At 62.5% G+C, this 14,927-nt stretch carries 14 protein-coding genes; 4 read left to right on the top strand and 10 right to left on the bottom strand.

Features of this window, described 5'->3' with window-relative positions; all coding sequences use genetic code 11:
- Positions 1 to 82: 82 nt before the first annotated feature.
- From CEJ45_RS08695 to glpD, 7 genes are all read right to left on the bottom strand, one after another.
- The gene (locus CEJ45_RS08695; RefSeq protein WP_088754753.1) at positions 83 to 1,831 is read right to left on the bottom strand and encodes an ABC transporter substrate-binding protein; all 1,749 of its coding nucleotides are present in this window, start codon (positions 1,829 to 1,831) and stop codon (positions 83 to 85) included.
- A gap of 117 nt (positions 1,832 to 1,948) precedes the next feature.
- The gene (locus CEJ45_RS08690; protein WP_088754797.1) at positions 1,949 to 2,233 is read right to left on the bottom strand and encodes a DUF2160 domain-containing protein; all 285 of its coding nucleotides are present in this window, start codon (positions 2,231 to 2,233) and stop codon (positions 1,949 to 1,951) included.
- Between the two features lie 2 nt (positions 2,234 to 2,235).
- The gene (locus tag CEJ45_RS08685) at positions 2,236 to 3,054 is read right to left on the bottom strand and encodes a carbohydrate ABC transporter permease (protein ID WP_088754752.1); all 819 of its coding nucleotides are present in this window, start codon (positions 3,052 to 3,054) and stop codon (positions 2,236 to 2,238) included.
- On the bottom strand, positions 3,047 to 3,937 hold the full coding sequence (locus tag CEJ45_RS08680; RefSeq protein WP_039790028.1) for a carbohydrate ABC transporter permease: 891 nt from the start codon (positions 3,935 to 3,937) through the stop codon (positions 3,047 to 3,049). Before CEJ45_RS08680 ends, CEJ45_RS08685 begins: the two co-directional genes overlap by 8 nt.
- 3 nt (positions 3,938 to 3,940) lie before the next feature.
- Positions 3,941 to 5,029: an ABC transporter ATP-binding protein gene (locus CEJ45_RS08675; protein ID WP_088754751.1), complete on the bottom strand. Its 1,089-nt coding sequence runs from the start codon at positions 5,027 to 5,029 to the stop codon at positions 3,941 to 3,943.
- 1 nt (position 5,030) lies between these two features.
- Positions 5,031 to 6,131 carry an ABC transporter ATP-binding protein gene (locus CEJ45_RS08670; RefSeq protein ID WP_088754750.1) on the bottom strand — a complete coding sequence of 367 codons (1,101 nt, stop codon included), beginning with the start codon at positions 6,129 to 6,131 and terminating at the stop codon, positions 5,031 to 5,033.
- Between the two features lie 50 nt (positions 6,132 to 6,181).
- A complete protein-coding gene (gene glpD, locus CEJ45_RS08665) occupies positions 6,182 to 7,714 on the bottom strand; it encodes a glycerol-3-phosphate dehydrogenase (RefSeq protein WP_088754749.1) in 1,533 nt (510 codons plus the stop codon).
- Positions 7,715 to 8,114: 400 nt separating this feature from the next.
- On the opposite strand from glpD, the gene CEJ45_RS08660 reads away from it, so the two are divergent.
- Together CEJ45_RS08660 and adhP are read left to right on the top strand one after the other, a co-directional pair.
- Positions 8,115 to 8,873, top strand: coding sequence for a DeoR/GlpR family DNA-binding transcription regulator (locus CEJ45_RS08660; RefSeq protein WP_034331224.1), 759 nt, complete (start codon positions 8,115 to 8,117; stop codon positions 8,871 to 8,873).
- 216 nt (positions 8,874 to 9,089) lie between these two features.
- Positions 9,090 to 10,115 (top strand): alcohol dehydrogenase AdhP, encoded by a 1,026-nt coding sequence (gene adhP / locus CEJ45_RS08655; RefSeq protein WP_088754748.1) that lies wholly within the window; start codon positions 9,090 to 9,092, stop codon positions 10,113 to 10,115.
- An 87-nt stretch (positions 10,116 to 10,202) separates the two neighbouring features.
- Here adhP and CEJ45_RS08650 read toward each other — a convergent pair whose 3' ends face one another.
- The 3 genes from CEJ45_RS08650 to CEJ45_RS08640 all read right to left on the bottom strand — a co-directional run bounded on the left by CEJ45_RS08650 (position 10,203) and on the right by CEJ45_RS08640 (position 12,404).
- Positions 10,203 to 10,451, bottom strand: a complete 249-nt coding sequence (locus CEJ45_RS08650; RefSeq protein ID WP_338152857.1) for a HigA family addiction module antitoxin — start codon at positions 10,449 to 10,451, stop codon at positions 10,203 to 10,205.
- 72 nt (positions 10,452 to 10,523) lie between these two features.
- A complete protein-coding gene (locus CEJ45_RS08645) occupies positions 10,524 to 10,805 on the bottom strand; it encodes a type II toxin-antitoxin system RelE/ParE family toxin (RefSeq protein WP_187697646.1) in 282 nt (93 codons plus the stop codon).
- A 93-nt stretch (positions 10,806 to 10,898) separates the two neighbouring features.
- Positions 10,899 to 12,404, bottom strand: a complete 1,506-nt coding sequence (locus CEJ45_RS08640) for a DASS family sodium-coupled anion symporter (RefSeq protein WP_088754745.1) — start codon at positions 12,402 to 12,404, stop codon at positions 10,899 to 10,901.
- Positions 12,405 to 12,433: 29 nt separating this feature from the next.
- Between CEJ45_RS08640 and CEJ45_RS24520 the strand changes: the two genes are divergently transcribed.
- Together CEJ45_RS24520 and CEJ45_RS08635 are read left to right on the top strand one after the other, a co-directional pair.
- Positions 12,434 to 12,754, top strand: a complete 321-nt coding sequence (locus CEJ45_RS24520) for a hypothetical protein (protein WP_141106981.1) — start codon at positions 12,434 to 12,436, stop codon at positions 12,752 to 12,754.
- The gene (locus tag CEJ45_RS08635) at positions 12,751 to 14,901 is read left to right on the top strand and encodes a TonB-dependent siderophore receptor (protein WP_088754744.1); all 2,151 of its coding nucleotides are present in this window, start codon (positions 12,751 to 12,753) and stop codon (positions 14,899 to 14,901) included. Before CEJ45_RS24520 ends, CEJ45_RS08635 begins: the two co-directional genes overlap by 4 nt.
- Positions 14,902 to 14,927 lie beyond the last annotated feature (26 nt).

Here is a 14,927-nt window from a genome sequence, read left to right as displayed (position 1 = left end):
CACGCACCCGATCAATGTGAAGACGCCACCCCGACACCGGCCGGGATGGCGTCATCTCACGCGTGATGGCGATCAGGCTGCATCAGCGAACGCGGCCATCCTTCCAGGCTTGCAGCAGCTTGTCGTAGGCGATGGTTTCGCCCTTCGGCTTTTCGTTGGCCAGCTTGGCCCACGGTGCGCCCTTGTCGGACAGCCAGGTGGCCGGATCCTTCTTCGGGTTCAGCTTGGGCGCGCACTGCTTCATGCCGGCGCGCTGCAGGCGGGCCATGATACCGTCCATTTCCTCGGCCAGGTTGTCCATGGCGCCTTGCGGGGTCTTCTCGCCGGAGATCGCCGAGGAGATGTTCTTCCACCAGATCTGCGCCATCTTCGGATAGTCGGGCACGTTGGTACCGGTCGGGGTCCACGCCACCCGGGCCGGGCTGCGATAGAACTCGATCAGGCCACCGTACTTGGCGGCGTTCTTGGTGAAGTAGTCGGAACGGATGTCGGAGTCACGAATGAAGGTCACGCCGACGATGGACTTCTTCAGCGAGACGGTCTTGGAGGTGGTGAACTGCGCGTACAGCCAGGCCGCAGCCATCTGGTCCGGCGGGGTGCTCTTCAGGAAGGTCCACGAACCCACGTCCTGGTAGCCGTTCTGCATGCCGTCCCTCCAGTACGGGCCGTGCGGGCCGGGGGCCATGCGCCACTTGGGCGAACCGTCGGCGTTGACCACCGGCAGGCCCTGCTTGGTCATGCTGGCGGTGAAGGCGCTGTACCAGAAGATCTGCTGCGCGATGTGGCCTTGGGCAGGCACCGGGCCGGCTTCGGAGAAGGTCATGCCCAGCGCTTCGGGCGGGGCGTACTTCTTCATCCAGTCCAGGTACTTGGTCAGGGCGTAGACCGCCGCCGGCGAGTTGGTGGCACCGCCGCGCGAGACCGATGCGCCCACCGGGGTGCACTTGTCGTCGGCCACGCGGATACCCCATTCATCGACCGGCAAGCCATTGGGCAGGCCCTTGTCGGCAGCACCGGCCATGGACAGCCAGGCATCGGTGAAGCGCCAGCCCAGCGACGGGTCCTTCTTGCCGTAGTCCATGTGGCCGAAGACCTTCTTGCCGTCCAGTTCCTTGACGTCATTGGTGAAGAAGGCGGCGATGTCTTCGTAGGCCGACCAGTTCTGCGGCACGCCCAGCTCATAGCCGTACTTGGCCTTGAACTTGTCCTGCAGGTCCTTGCGCGCGAACCAGTCGGCGCGGAACCAGTACAGGTTGGCGAACTGCTGGTCGGGCAGCTGGTAGAGCTTGCCGTCCGGGGCGGTGGTGAAGCTGGTACCGATGAAGTCCTTCAGGTCCAGGCCGGGGTTGGTGTATTCCTTGCCGGGGCCGGCCATGTAGTCGCTCAGCACCACGGTCTGGCCGTTGCGGTAGTGGGTACCGATCAGGTCGGAGTCGTTGACCCAGCCGTCATAGATGGACTTGCCCGATTGCAGGGAGGTCTGCATCTTCTCGACCACGTCGCCTTCCTGGATCACGTCGTGGATGACCTTGATGCCGGTGATTTCCTCGAAGGCCTTGGCCAGGGTCTTGGATTCATAGGCGTGTGTGTCCAGGGTCTCGGAGACCACGTGGATTTCCTTGACGCCCTTGGCCTTGAGCTTGGCGGCCGCGTCGATGAACCATTGCATCTCGGTGACCTGCTGTGGACGCGACAGCGTGCTGGGCTGGAATTCCGCATCCACCCACTTCTCGGCGGCCTTGATGTCGGCCCAGGCATTGCCCGCGATACCGGCCATGGCCATGGCGGCGGCCAGCACGGTCAGTTTGATTTTCCGCATGTTCTGCATCATGTCTCCTCGTCACCTTCCCCTGGGTTGGCGTGCCGGGTAGGGAAGGAGAATCCCCGGACGTCCATTGTGATTACCGTTCTGATTACAGATCTCTTGCCTGCTGCCTGAAAACTCTTCTCACCCCTTGCGCATGATCAGCGCCAGCATCACGAAACCGATTGCGGCGGCATACCACTGGTCCAGGTCGGTGAGTCCGACCCAGGCCAGGTTGATGTAAGCAGCCGTGAGCAGCCCGATGAACAGGCGGTCACCGCGCGTGGTGCGCATGGGCAGGAAGCCCTTGCGCTCGATGGTCGGCGAGCGGATTTCCCACACCGTCATGCCGATCAGCATCAGCACCACGCAGGCGAAAAAGATCGCCACCGGTGGCGTCCACGACATCCACGACAAAGCATTTCCCATGATCACACTCTCCCCATTGCGAAGCCCTTGGCGATGTGGTTGCGCACGAACCAGATCACCAGGGCTCCCGGAACAATCGTCAGCACGCCGGCCGCGGCCAGGATGCCCCAGTCCATGCCCGCTGCCGACGCGGTACGCGTCATGATGGCGCTGATCGGCTTGGCGTTGACCGAGGTCAGCGTGCGGGCCAGCAGCAGCTCCACCCAGCTGAACATGAAGCAGAAGAAGGCCGTCACGCCCACGCCCGACTTGATCAGCGGCAGGAAGATGCGCAGGAAGAAGCGCGGGAAGGAGAAGCCATCGATATAGGCCGTCTCATCGATCTCGCGCGGCACGCCCGACATGAAACCTTCCAGGATCCACACTGCCAGCGGCACGTTGAAGAGCATGTGCGCCAGCGCCACCGCGATGTGCGTGTCCGACAGCCCGATGGTGGAATAGAGCTGGAAGAATGGCAGCAGGAACACCGCCGGCGGCGTCATGCGGTTGGTCAGCAGCCAGAAGAACATGTGCTTGTCGCCCAGGAAGCGATAGCGCGAGAAGGCATAAGCGGCCGGCAGGGCTACCAGCAGCGACATGACCGTGTTCATGGCCACGTAGATGATGGAGTTGATGTAGCCCGAATACCACGAGGGATCGGTGAAGATCGTCTTGTAGTTGTTCAGCGTGGGCGCATTGGGCCAGAGCGTGAAGACCGACAGCGTCTCCTCGTTGGTCTTCAACGACGTGTTCAGCAGCCAGTACAGCGGCACCAGCGTGAAGGCAATGTAGACCAGCATCACCAGGGTACGGGTGAAGGTCTTGTCCTGGGTCTTATTCATGTTGGCCACCCGAAGCATTGGCGTTGTTGCCGGCGCTCTGCATCCAGTTGTAGAGCACGAAGGACAACAGCAGGATGATGAGGAAGTAGATCAGCGAGAAGGCAGCGGCCGGACCGAGGTCGAACTGGCCCACGGCTTTCTGCGTGAGGTACTGGCTCAGGAAGGTGGTCGAATTGCCGGGACCGCCACCGGTGAGCACGAAGGGTTCGGTGTAGATCATGAAGCTGTCCATGAAGCGCAGCAGCACCGCGATCACCAGCACACCGCGCATCTTGGGCAGCTGGATGAAACGGAACACCGCCCAGCGGCTGGCGCCGTCGATCTGCGCCGCCTGGTAATACGCATCCGGAATCGAACGCAGACCGGCGAAGGCCAGCAGCGCCACCAGCGGCGTCCAGTGCCACACGTCCATGAGCAGCACGGTCAGCCAGGCGTCCAGCGGATTGGATGCGTAGTTGTAGTCGACGCCCAGCAGGTTCAGCACGTGGCCGCCCAGCCCGATGTCGCCACGGCCGAAAATCTGCCAGATGGTGCCGACCACGTTCCATGGAATGAGCAGCGGCATGGCCAGGATCACCAGCGTGGCCGAGGATTTCCAGCCCTTGTGCGGCATGGCCAGCGCCAGGCCGATGCCCAGCGGCAGCTGGACCAGCAGCACGCAGAAGGAGAAGATCAGCTGGCGCAGCAGGGCCGCATGCAGCTCGCTGTCGCGCATGACATCGCGGAACCAGTCCAGGCCCACGAAGACTTTCTGTTCGGGGCTGATGATGTCCTGCACCGAATAGTTGACCACCGTCATCAGCGGAATGATGGCCGAGAAGGCCACCGTCAGGAAGACCGGGAGGATGAAGAACCAGGCCTTGTTGTTGTAGGGCTTGTTCATGGCTTAGCGTCCAATTCTCTCGTCGTTGCTGAAGAAGATCGTCTCGGGCTTGGCCAGTCGCAGCCAGTGTGCACCGGTGGCGATCTTCAATTCGGGCGCCACGCGCGCCTTCACGCTCATGCCCTCGAACTGCGCGGTCACCAGCTGGCTGGTGCCCAGGTGCTGGACCTGGGTGATCTCGGCGCTGACGGCACCGGCCGTACCGGGTGCAGCCAGCTCGACGAATTCGGGGCGGATGCCCAGCTTGAGGTCACCGCTGCTGTTCTTCAGGGCCTGCAGCTGCGCGGCCTCGACCTGCACGCGCTGCTGGCCCAGCACGACCGCATCGCCTTCCACGCGCACCGGGCAGAAGTTCATGCCGGGGCTGCCGATGAAGTAACCGACGAAGGTGTGATCGGGCCGCAGGAACAGGGCCTCAGGTTTACCCTGCTGCACCACCTTGCCCTCGGTCATGACCACCACTTCATCGGCGAAGGTCAGTGCCTCGACCTGGTCGTGGGTGACGTAGATCAGGGTCAGCTTCAACTGGTGATGGATTTCCTTGAGCTTCTGGCGCAGCTCCCACTTCATGTGCGGATCGATCACCGTCAGCGGTTCATCGAAGAGGATCGCCGCCACGTCCTTGCGCACCAGGCCACGGCCCAGCGAAATCTTTTGCTTGGCATCGGCCGACAGACCGGCGGCGCGCTGCTTGAGGTCGCGGGTCAGGTCGAGCATCTCGGCGATCTCGCGCACGCGGGCCTGCACTTCGCGCTCGGCGATCTTGCGGTTGCGCAGCGGGAAAGCGAGGTTGTCGAACACGCTCATGGTGTCGTAGAGCACCGGGAACTGGAACACCTGCGCGATATTGCGATCGCGGGTGGCCATGCGGGTCATGTCGCGGCCATCGAAGAGCACCTGCCCTTCGGAGGGCTGCAGCAGGCCGGAAATGATGTTCAACAGCGTGGACTTGCCACAGCCCGAGGGCCCCAGCAGCGCATAGGCGCCACCGTCTTCCCACACCATGTTCATGGGTTGCAGGGCATAGTCCTTGAGGCTGGCCGGGTTGCTACCGTAGGCGTGGCCCAGGTTCTTGAATTCGATGCGGGCCATGTCAGCGAGTCTCCAGCGGGGCGCTCAGCAGGCGACCCTGTGTATCGAAGAGGAAGGCCTTGGCGGCGGCGATGCTCACTTGCACCGTGCTGCCGATGGCCACTTCATGCACGCCCGACAGCTGCGCCACCAGGGGCACATCGCCATGGCGCAGGTGCAGGTAGGTTTCGGAACCGGACAGTTCGGCCAGGGTCACGCTGCAGCCCAGGCTCACGCCGGGTGCTGTCAGCGCTTCCAGGCGCACGTCGTTGCAGCGGATGCCCAGCTTGCAGGGTTGGCCTTCGGCCAGGGACAAGCTGCGTCCGGCGATCTCCAGCACGCTGCCATCGTTCATGCGGATGGCGGCCACGCCCTGGCCGGTGGAGATGGCCGTGGCGTCCAGCAGGTTCATCGGCGGATCATTGAAGATCGCCGCCACGCGGGTGGAGGCCGGACTGTTGAACAGCTCCAGGGTCGGTGCGAACTGCAGCAGGCGGCCTTCGTGCATCACGGCGGTGTGGCCGCCCAGCAGCAGCGCTTCCTGCGGCTCGGTGGTGGCGTAGACCACGGTGGTGTCGCCGGTAGCGAAGAGCGAAATCAGTTCGCTGCGCAATTCCTCGCGCAGCTTGTAGTCGAGGTTGACCAGCGGTTCATCGAGCAGCACCAGCGGGGCGCGCTTGATGAGCGCCCGTGCCAGCGCGCAGCGCTGCTGCTGGCCACCGGAGAGCTCCAGCGGCAGACGCTGCAGCAGGTGGGTGATGTGCAGCTTGTCGGCGATTTCCTTGACGCGCTTGCTGATCTCCTGCTCGGGCTGCTTCTGCAGGCGCAGCGGCGCGGCGATGTTCTCGAACACCGTCAGGCCAGGATAGTTGATGAATTGCTGGTACACCATCGCCAGGTTGCGCTCGCGCACACCCACGCCGGTGACGTCCTGGCCATCGACCAGCACGCGCCCTGCGGTGGGCTTGTCGAGCCCTGCGATGATGCGCATCAGGGACGTCTTGCCGGCCTGGGTCGGGCCCAGCAGGACGTTGATGCCGCCTTTGGCGAGATGGAGGTCAAGCGGGTACAGGTGCGTTTCGGCACCGACCGTCTTGGCCACTTGTTTCAATTCCAGGGTCACGCTGTCTCCTCGCTACATTTTTTGATTGATCTGGTGTGCGGTGACCTGGCTCAGTGGGGCGTGGCACCCGGCAAATCCGCCAGCCACGCCTCCAGCCGCCCTCTGTGCTGCGGCCCACAATGCAGGCCCAGCTTGCTGCGCCGCCACAGGATGTCATCCGCACCGCGCGCCCACTCGTGTTGCACCAGGTAGCGCGCCTCGGCCTCGTAGAGGCCCGGTGTCAGTTCTTCGCCCAGCGCTGCCAGGCTGTCGGCCTGGCCGATGATCTGGTCCACGCGCGAACCATAGCTGCGCGCATAGCGATGGGCAAGCGCGGCCGGCAACCAGGGATAGCGTGCCTGCAATTTGCGCAGGTAGGCCTCAAAGTCGTAGCGCGCCACCATCTTGCCGGGCTGTTCCAGGTCGCCGCCAGGCAGCGGCGCACCGGCCGTCCACGGCTGGCTCGATGCACCCAGGTGCGGGGCCAGCATGGACAGCGCTTCTTCGGCCAGCTTGCGATAGGTCGTGATCTTGCCGCCCCAGACGTTGAGCATCGGCGCACCCGCATCGTCGCATTCGAGCAGGTAGTCGCGCGTGATGGCCGAGGCGTTTTCGGCGCTGTCGTCCAGCAGCGGACGCACGCCGGAATAGGTCCAGACCACGTCTTCCTTGCCGATCTGGCGCTTGAAGTAACGGTTGGCCATCTCGCAGAGATACTCGATCTCTTCGGCATCGATCTCGACCTTGCCGGCATCGCCGTGGTATTCGAGGTCGGTGGTACCGATGAGGGTGAACTCTTCCTGATAGGGGATGGCGAAGATGATGCGCTTGTCCGGGTTCTGGAAGATGTAGGCGTAGGGGTGGTCGAACAGGCGCTTGACCACGATGTGGCTGCCCTTGATCAGGCGCAGGCTGCGCCCGGTCTTGGCTTGCGGCACCGACTGCGCAAAGCGCGCGGCCCAGGGACCGGCGGCGTTGACGATGGCACGGGCGCGCACTTCTTCCTGTTGCACGCCGCTGGCGTACTGGTGCTCCAGCACCGCATGCCAGGTGTCGCCTTCGCGGCGGGCACTGATGCACTTGGTGCGGGTGAGGATGCGGGCGCCGCGTTCCTGGGCGTCCATGGCGTTCAAGACCACCAGGCGCGCATCGTCGACCCAGCCATCGGAGTAGACGAAACCCTTGCGATAGTTGCCCTTCAACGGCTGCCCGCCCGGGTGGCGAGCGAGGTTGGCGCCTTCGGAGGCGGGCAGGATCTCGCGCTTGGCGAGGTAGTCGTACATGAACAGGCCGGCGCGGATCATCCAGGCCGGGCGCTGGTTGGCGTCGTGCGGCATGACGAAGCGCAGCGGCCAGATGATGTGCGGTGCCGAGCGCAGGAGGACTTCGCGTTCCTGCAGGGCCTTGCGCACCAGCTTGAATTCGTAATATTCGAGGTAGCGCAAGCCGCCGTGGATGAGCTTGGTGCTGGCCGAGGAGGTATGTTGGGCCAGGTCATGCTGCTCGCACAGCAGCACCCGCAGGCCGCGCCCGGCCGCATCGCGCGCGATGCCCGCGCCGTTGATGCCGCCGCCTACCACCAAGAGATCATATTCGAGCGTCATTCGCCGCTTCTCCGTATTGGATCCGTATGGGTTCCGGGTTCAAACTGTATTGATGCCGTAGTGAAACTGTATTGGCTGCGGCAGCGACACCGTATTGCTGCCGGGCTGCCACTGTATTGCTGCCGTGTTTCCGCTGTATTACTGCCGTGTTGGTGCCGTGTTGGTGCCGTGTTGCTTGTGTGCGGTAACCGTATTGCCGTCTCAGCGGTTCCGCTGTGTTTGCGTGCAACAGCTGCCGTGCAACCCCGCACTTTCCCGGGAGTTGCCAATGCACCGTAAGATAAGCGACATCCCGAAAGTAAATCAACAATTATTTGTTGTTTTATGTTCGTTTATGTTTTTTAATGTTCATATTCAATCAAAATTGTTTCCCAAAAATCAACGGATTTCGATCACCTCCATGCTCAATCCCAGGCAACAGACGCTGCTGGAATGCGTTCGCAAGCACGGCACCATTTCGGTGGAAGAGCTGGCGCAGCAACTGAACGTGACCACCCAGACCGTGCGCCGCGACGTCAAGGCGATGGTCGATGCCAGTTTGCTGGCGCGTTATCACGGCGGGGTCGGGCTGCTGTCCTCGACCGAGAACATTGCCTATCCCGAGCGCCAGGTCATGCATGCCGACGCCAAGCGCCGCATCGGCCGCACGGTGGCCGCGCGGGTGCCGGATGGCTGTTCGCTGATCCTGAACCTGGGCACCACCACTGAAGAGGTGGCGCGCGCCCTGCAGCAGCACAAGAACCTGCACGTGGTGACCAACAACCTGAACGTGGCCAATTCGCTGGCCAGCAATCCGGCGCTGGAGGTCATCATTGCCGGCGGCGTGGTGCGCGCGCGGGATCGCGGCATCGTGGGCGAGGCCACCATCGATTTCATCCGGCAGTTCAAGGTGGACATCGGCATCATCGGCATTTCCAGCATCGAGATGGATGGGGTCTTGCGGGACTTTGATGCCCGTGAAGTCAAGGTCGCCCAGACCATCATCGAGCAGTCGCGCCAGGTCTGGCTGGTGGCCGATGCCAGCAAGTTCGGACGGCAGGCGCTGGTGAAGATGGCGCACCTGTCGCAGATCGACGTGCTCTTCACCGATGCCCCGCCCCCGCCGGAACTGGCGACCCTGCTGGCGGAAACCGATGTGGAAGTGGTGATCGCAAAGTAAGCCTGTCAGGCAGGCATGCTGCACAGGCATGCGCAACTGCACTCACCTTGTTTTTCAACGATGGGCGACATGGATCAATCCATGCGCAATCATCGATTGTCGTCATGCGGCACGCGGAGGATATTGACGCTTGCAGGCAGGAACAACAGACGGCCATTGCAGCACAAGGCCGCCGCCCTGCCCTGGCATCCCGTTGATCCCCCCTGAGGAGTGCATATGACGCAAATGATGAAAGCGGCCGTCGTCCGCGAATTCGGCAAGCCCCTGTCGATTGAACAAGTGCCCGTCCCCACGCCGGGTCCGGGCCAGATCCTGGTCAAGTTCGAAGCCAGCGGCGTCTGCCATACCGACCTGCACGCGGCCCATGGCGACTGGCCCGTCAAACCCACACCGCCTTTCATTCCCGGCCACGAAGGCACTGGCTACGTTGCCGCGCTGGGCGCGGGTGTCAAGCACGTCAAGGAAGGCGACCGCGTTGGCGTGCCCTGGCTGCATACGGCCTGTGGCTGCTGCTCGCCCTGCCGCACCGGCTGGGAAACCCTGTGCGCCGAGCAGCAGAACACCGGCTATTCCGTCAACGGCAGCTTTGCCGAATATGGCCTGGCCGATCCCAATTTCGTCGGCCACCTGCCTGCCGGACTGGACTTCGGCCCGGCCGCCCCCGTGCTGTGCGCGGGCGTGACCGTCTACAAGGGCTTGAAGGAAACCGAGGTGCGCCCCGGTGAGTGGGTGGTGATCTCCGGCATCGGCGGCCTGGGCCACATGGCCGTGCAATACGCCAAGGCCATGGGCATGCACGTAGTCGCTGCAGACATCCACGAAGACAAGCTGGCGCTGGCCAAAAAACTGGGCGCGGACCTGACCGTCGATGGCCGCGACCACAATGCAGTAGCCGAAGTCCAGCGCCTCATCGGTGGTGCGCATGGTGCGCTGGTGACGGCGGTCTCGCCCAAGGCGATGGAACAGGCGTTCGGTTTCCTGCGTGCCCGCGGCACCATGGCGCTGGTTGGATTGCCCCCGGGCGACATCAGCCTGCCGGTGTTCAATACGGTGTTGAAGCGCATCACCGTGCGCGGCTCCATCGTCGGTACGCGCCAGGACCTGGAAGAGTCGCTGGTCTTTGCGGCAGAGGGCAAGGTGGCGGCGCACTTTACCTGGGACAAGCTGGACAATATCAATGCCATCTTTGCGCGCATGGAAGAGGGCAAGATTGATGGGCGGATTGTGCTGGACTTGAAGTAAGCAGTCCCGGCGTACGCAGAACTTTGACGCAATAAAAAAATGACGGCTTCTCCGGAAGCCGTCATTGTCGTTGAAGCCGCTGCCTCCTCAAACCGGGCTCGGCTCCTTGGGTTGCCATTGCTTGATACCAGCCAGCACATCACGCATCTTTTCACGCGCGATTTCGGTGTCATATGCGACTTGCGCGCGCAGCCAGTATCCGTCGGAGAGTCCGAAGAAGCGTGCGAGCCGCAAATCGGTATCGGCTGTTACGGCACGCTTGCCATTGACGATCTCGCTGATGCGCAATTGCGATACGCCGATTTCCTTGGCCAAACGGTATTGGGTGATGCCCATCGGCTTCAGGAATTCTTCATTGAGCAGTTCGCCCGGCGTTACCGGAGCAAGACGTCGAGCCATCGCAACCTCCTAGCTGTGATAATCAACGATCTCGATGTCGAATGCGGCACCGTCCCTCCAGACGAAACAAAGACGCCACTGATCGTTGATTCTGATGCTGTATTGGCCGCGCCGCCTACCTTTGAGCAATTCAAGGCGATTTTGCGGCGGGATTCTCAAATCCTCCAGCCGAACGGCAATTTCCAACTGCCGCAACTTGCGCAAAGCTACACGCTCAATGTTGACAAACCGCGCTATGCGCTTGCCTTCGTGCAACGCCTCAGTGTCGGCGCATTTGAATGATTCGATCATGGGAATAGTAACGACATACGTTAGTAACGTCAAACGTTATTATCGGTATTATTTGAACTACTCCCTTTGCCCTCGGTCCGGCCAGCCAGCATCCTACCAGTATCCCAACACCTTCCACCACACCATCCCCACCGTCGCAAACACCAGCAATTCCACCACCGCCATCACGAAGCCCACGCCCCACCATTTGCCCATGGAGACGTAGCCGCTGCCGAAGATGATGGGCGAAGTGCCGGTAGCGTAATGGGTCAGCGTCATCATCACGCCCGAGCCTGCGGTCATCATCAGCATGAAGGGGACCACATACTGCGGCGGCAGCAATTGCGCGCCCACCGTGAGGAAGGCCAGCATCATCGCGCTGATGTGCGCGGTGGTACTGGCAAAGAAGTAATGCGACAGCACGAACACCAGCAACAGCACGCCGGCCACGGCCATCCAGCCCATGCCGCTGGCGACGATGGCAGCCTTCATGCCTTCCGAGAACCAGGCCACCACACCGGTCTTGTTCAACTGCTCGGCCAGCATCACCAGCGCCCCGAACCAGACCAGCGTATCCCACGCACTTTTTTCGGAGAGCACATCATCCCAGTCAATCGTGCCGGTGATGATGAGCACGAACAACCCAACGAACGCCACCACCGTGGGATCGAGCGTGAAGGCCGCGCCCAGCAGCATGGCCGGGACGTTGGCCCACAACAGCAGCAACAGCGCGAAGGTCCCCAGCATCACCTTCTCGCTGGCCCCGAGCTTGCCCATCTTGTCCAGTTCGCTGCGGGCGTAGTCCACCGCATTGGGCGTGGACTTCAGCTCCGGCGGCGAGAGCAGGTAGATCACCATCGGCATGATCAGCAGGCACACCAGGCCGGGCAGCAGCATGCACAGCGCCCAGGTGGTCCATGAGAGCTGCAGCGCATGGCCGGTGGCCTTGGCCACATAGTTGACCACCAGCGGATTGGGCGCGGTGGCGGTGAGGAACATGGCCGAGGTGATCGGATTGGCGTGATAGTTGACCAGCGCCAGGTAGGTGCCGACCTTGTTCTGCGTGCCCTTGGCCGGATCGGAATCGAAGGCGTTGGCAATGGACTTCATGATGGGATGCACGATGCCGCCGCCACGCGCCGTATTGCTGGGCGTGAACGGGGCCAGCACCAGTTCGCAGATGGCCAGCCCATAGCCGATGCCCACCGTGCGCTTGCCCAGCAGCGCGATGAACATCAGCCCGACACGGCGGCCGAGTCCGGTCTTTTTCAAGCCGCGCGAGATCAGGATGGCCACCACGATGAGCCAGATCAGCGGATTGGAAAAACTGGCCAGCGCATCGGCAATGGCGCCCTTGGAGGAAGTCGAGGTGACCTGCGACAGCGAGACGATGACGATGGCCATCATCGCCATCACGCCAATGGGCATGACCTTGAGGATGATGGCCACGATGGTGGTAAGGAAGATCGCCACCAGCGCCCAGGCCTTGGGCTCCAGCCCCGCCGGGCAGGGTGTGAGCAGCAGCAGGACCAGGACCGCCGTGGCGATCAGGGCCGGACCCAGCTTGAACGGGACGGCATCGTTGAAATACTTGAAGGTGGCTTTGAGTTGATCGAACATCGCATCATCCTGGGACAGAAACTGGAAGCATGAAAGCAAGATGGCCGCACAGCCTGTTGCCGTGCGGCCATCCTTGCGCCAAGTATAGTCAGCCGGATGAGGGCGCTGTTGCGCTCATTGCCGATGTTTTGATCTGGGCCAGCATTGGCCGAACTTTAAGCTCCCTGGCCTCAAGCCGACGACGCCTCGCCTCGGTACGGCAAGCATTTACCCCTAATGATGAACTTGCAAAACAACGACGCGGGAAGACACTTCTTCACAACAAACTTACAATTTTCCAACAATTGTTAACGATTATCATTTATATTCACCAGCCCGACTTATTTGCCAGGCTGTTTGAATACCAATGATGATGCACCGAGGATTTGCGACTCCCCTTCCCTCCCGCCACACCACCAGCGCCGCGTGGCTGCTGACCAGCCTGCTGGCGATGGCGCCGCTGGCATGGGCCGACGATACGGCCACGGCCGCAGGCAGCAATGCAGCGGCCTTGCCCGAGATCAGCGTCTCCGCTGGCCGCGACAAGGCCGGCACCAGCTACAACGCCACCAGCACCAGCGGCGCCACGCGCACCGATACGCCGTTGATGGAACTGCCGCAGTCGGTCCGCGTGATGACGCCCCAGCAGATCGAGGACCTGGGTGCGGTGCGGCTGGCCGATACGGTCGATTACGTCAGTGGCATCAGCCGCCTCAATGACTTCGGCGGTACCTGGGACAACTTCGCCATTCGCGGTTTCAGCAGTACCGACATGGGTTTCCTGGTCAATGGTTTCCCCGGTTCGCGCGGCTACAATCCACGCCGCGATACGGCCACCATCGAACGCATCGAATTCCTCAAGGGCCCGGCCGCCGCGCTCTACGGCAGCAGCGAGCCGGGTGGCACCATCAACATCGTCACCAAGAAACCGCAATTCACGCGCAAGAACAGCGCCGAACTCAGTGCCGGCACCGGCGGGCTGCGCCGTGCCACGGTCGACAGCACCGGCCCCCTGGGCCAGAACCTGGCCTATCGCCTGATCGCCATGACCGAGGAAGGCGACAGCCGTTCCAGCTTGCTCCACAACCGCCGCTCGCTGGTAGCCCCCTCGCTGGCCTGGGTAATCGACAAGGACACTCTGCTGAACTACGAGGCCGAATTCCTGCAGGCCAGCACACCGCTGGACCGCGGCCTCATCAACGTGCGCGGCGTGCTGGGTACGCTGCCGCGTGACCGCGTCCTGAACGAACCCTCCGACGGCAACATGGCCATGCGCAGCAACACGCACCAGCTGACGCTGGAGCGCACGCTGTCGGAACAGTGGCGCGCCAAGCTCGGTGCCAGCTACAAGGAAAGCAGCTTCGACGGCTACTACACCGAGGCGGCACTCTCCAATCCGCTGGCCGCCGACAATCGCACGCTCAACCGCACCCGTACCTGGCGCCAGCTGCCTTCGCGCGACACCTCCTTCCAGGCGGAGCTGCAGGGCAACTTCAACACCGGTGCCATCGGTCACACCCTGTTGATCGGTGCCGAAGCGTCGACACTGTGGATGAATACGGAAATCCTGCGCTCGGCCAATACGCCCATCGACATCTACAACCCGGTCTACGGCAGCCCGCTGCTGCCGCTGACCAATCGCACCAGCAGTTCGGATGAACATCAGCGGGTCAAGGCAGTGTTCGTGCAGGATCAACTGAGCCTGTCGCCGCAATGGAAAGTGCTGGCCGGCCTGCGCTGGGACCAATACAACCAGAGCATCCAGAATCGTGTAGGTGGCGTCACCAACACCTCGCAGCAACAGAGCGCGGTCTCGCCGCGCGCCGGCATCACCTACCTGCCCACAGCCTGGAGTTCCGTGTATGTAACGGCAGGCAAATCCTTCCGCGCCAACAGTGGCGTGGACGCCAGCGGCCGCGCCTTCGATCCGCAGCACTCCACGGCCTATGAAGCCGGCCTCAAGCTGCAGACCCAGGATGAACGCCTGGGCGCCAACTTCGCCGTCTACGACATCACCAAGACCAATGTCCTCACCGCCAGCGACGTCCCGGGCTTCCAGGTGGCGGCAGGCGAAGCCAAGAGCACCGGCTTCGAGGCCGATGCCTATGGCCAGATCGATGCGCACTGGCGCGTCTCGGCCAACTTCGCCTGGGACAACGCGCGCGTGACCAAGGACAAGACCCTGGCCGCAGGCACGCGCCTGGCCAACATTCCGGCCTACAGCGCAGGCCTTTTGGTCATGCGTGAAGATGCGACGGCCAATGGCGCGCGCTATGGACTGGGTGGCGGCGTGAACTACGTCGGCAACCGCTCGGGCAATACCGCCGACACCTATTCGCTGCCGGCGTATGCAACGGTCAAGCTCCTGAGCTACTGGCAGGTGAGCAAGAATGTGCGGCTGTCGCTGGACGTCCACAACCTCTTCAACCGCAACTACTATCCGGGTTCGTGGAACAACCTCTACGTGATGCCGGGCGCGGAACGTACTGTCGTGGCGCGCATGAAGATCGACCTGTAATCCGCAAACCGTATCCCCGGCAAGCG

It is taken from the genome of Herbaspirillum aquaticum, from assembly GCF_002213425.1.
Lineage (GTDB): Bacteria > Pseudomonadota > Gammaproteobacteria > Burkholderiales > Burkholderiaceae_D > Herbaspirillum > Herbaspirillum aquaticum.
Note: the sequence above shows the minus strand (reverse complement) of the source record. Positions and strands in the feature narration are given on the sequence as shown.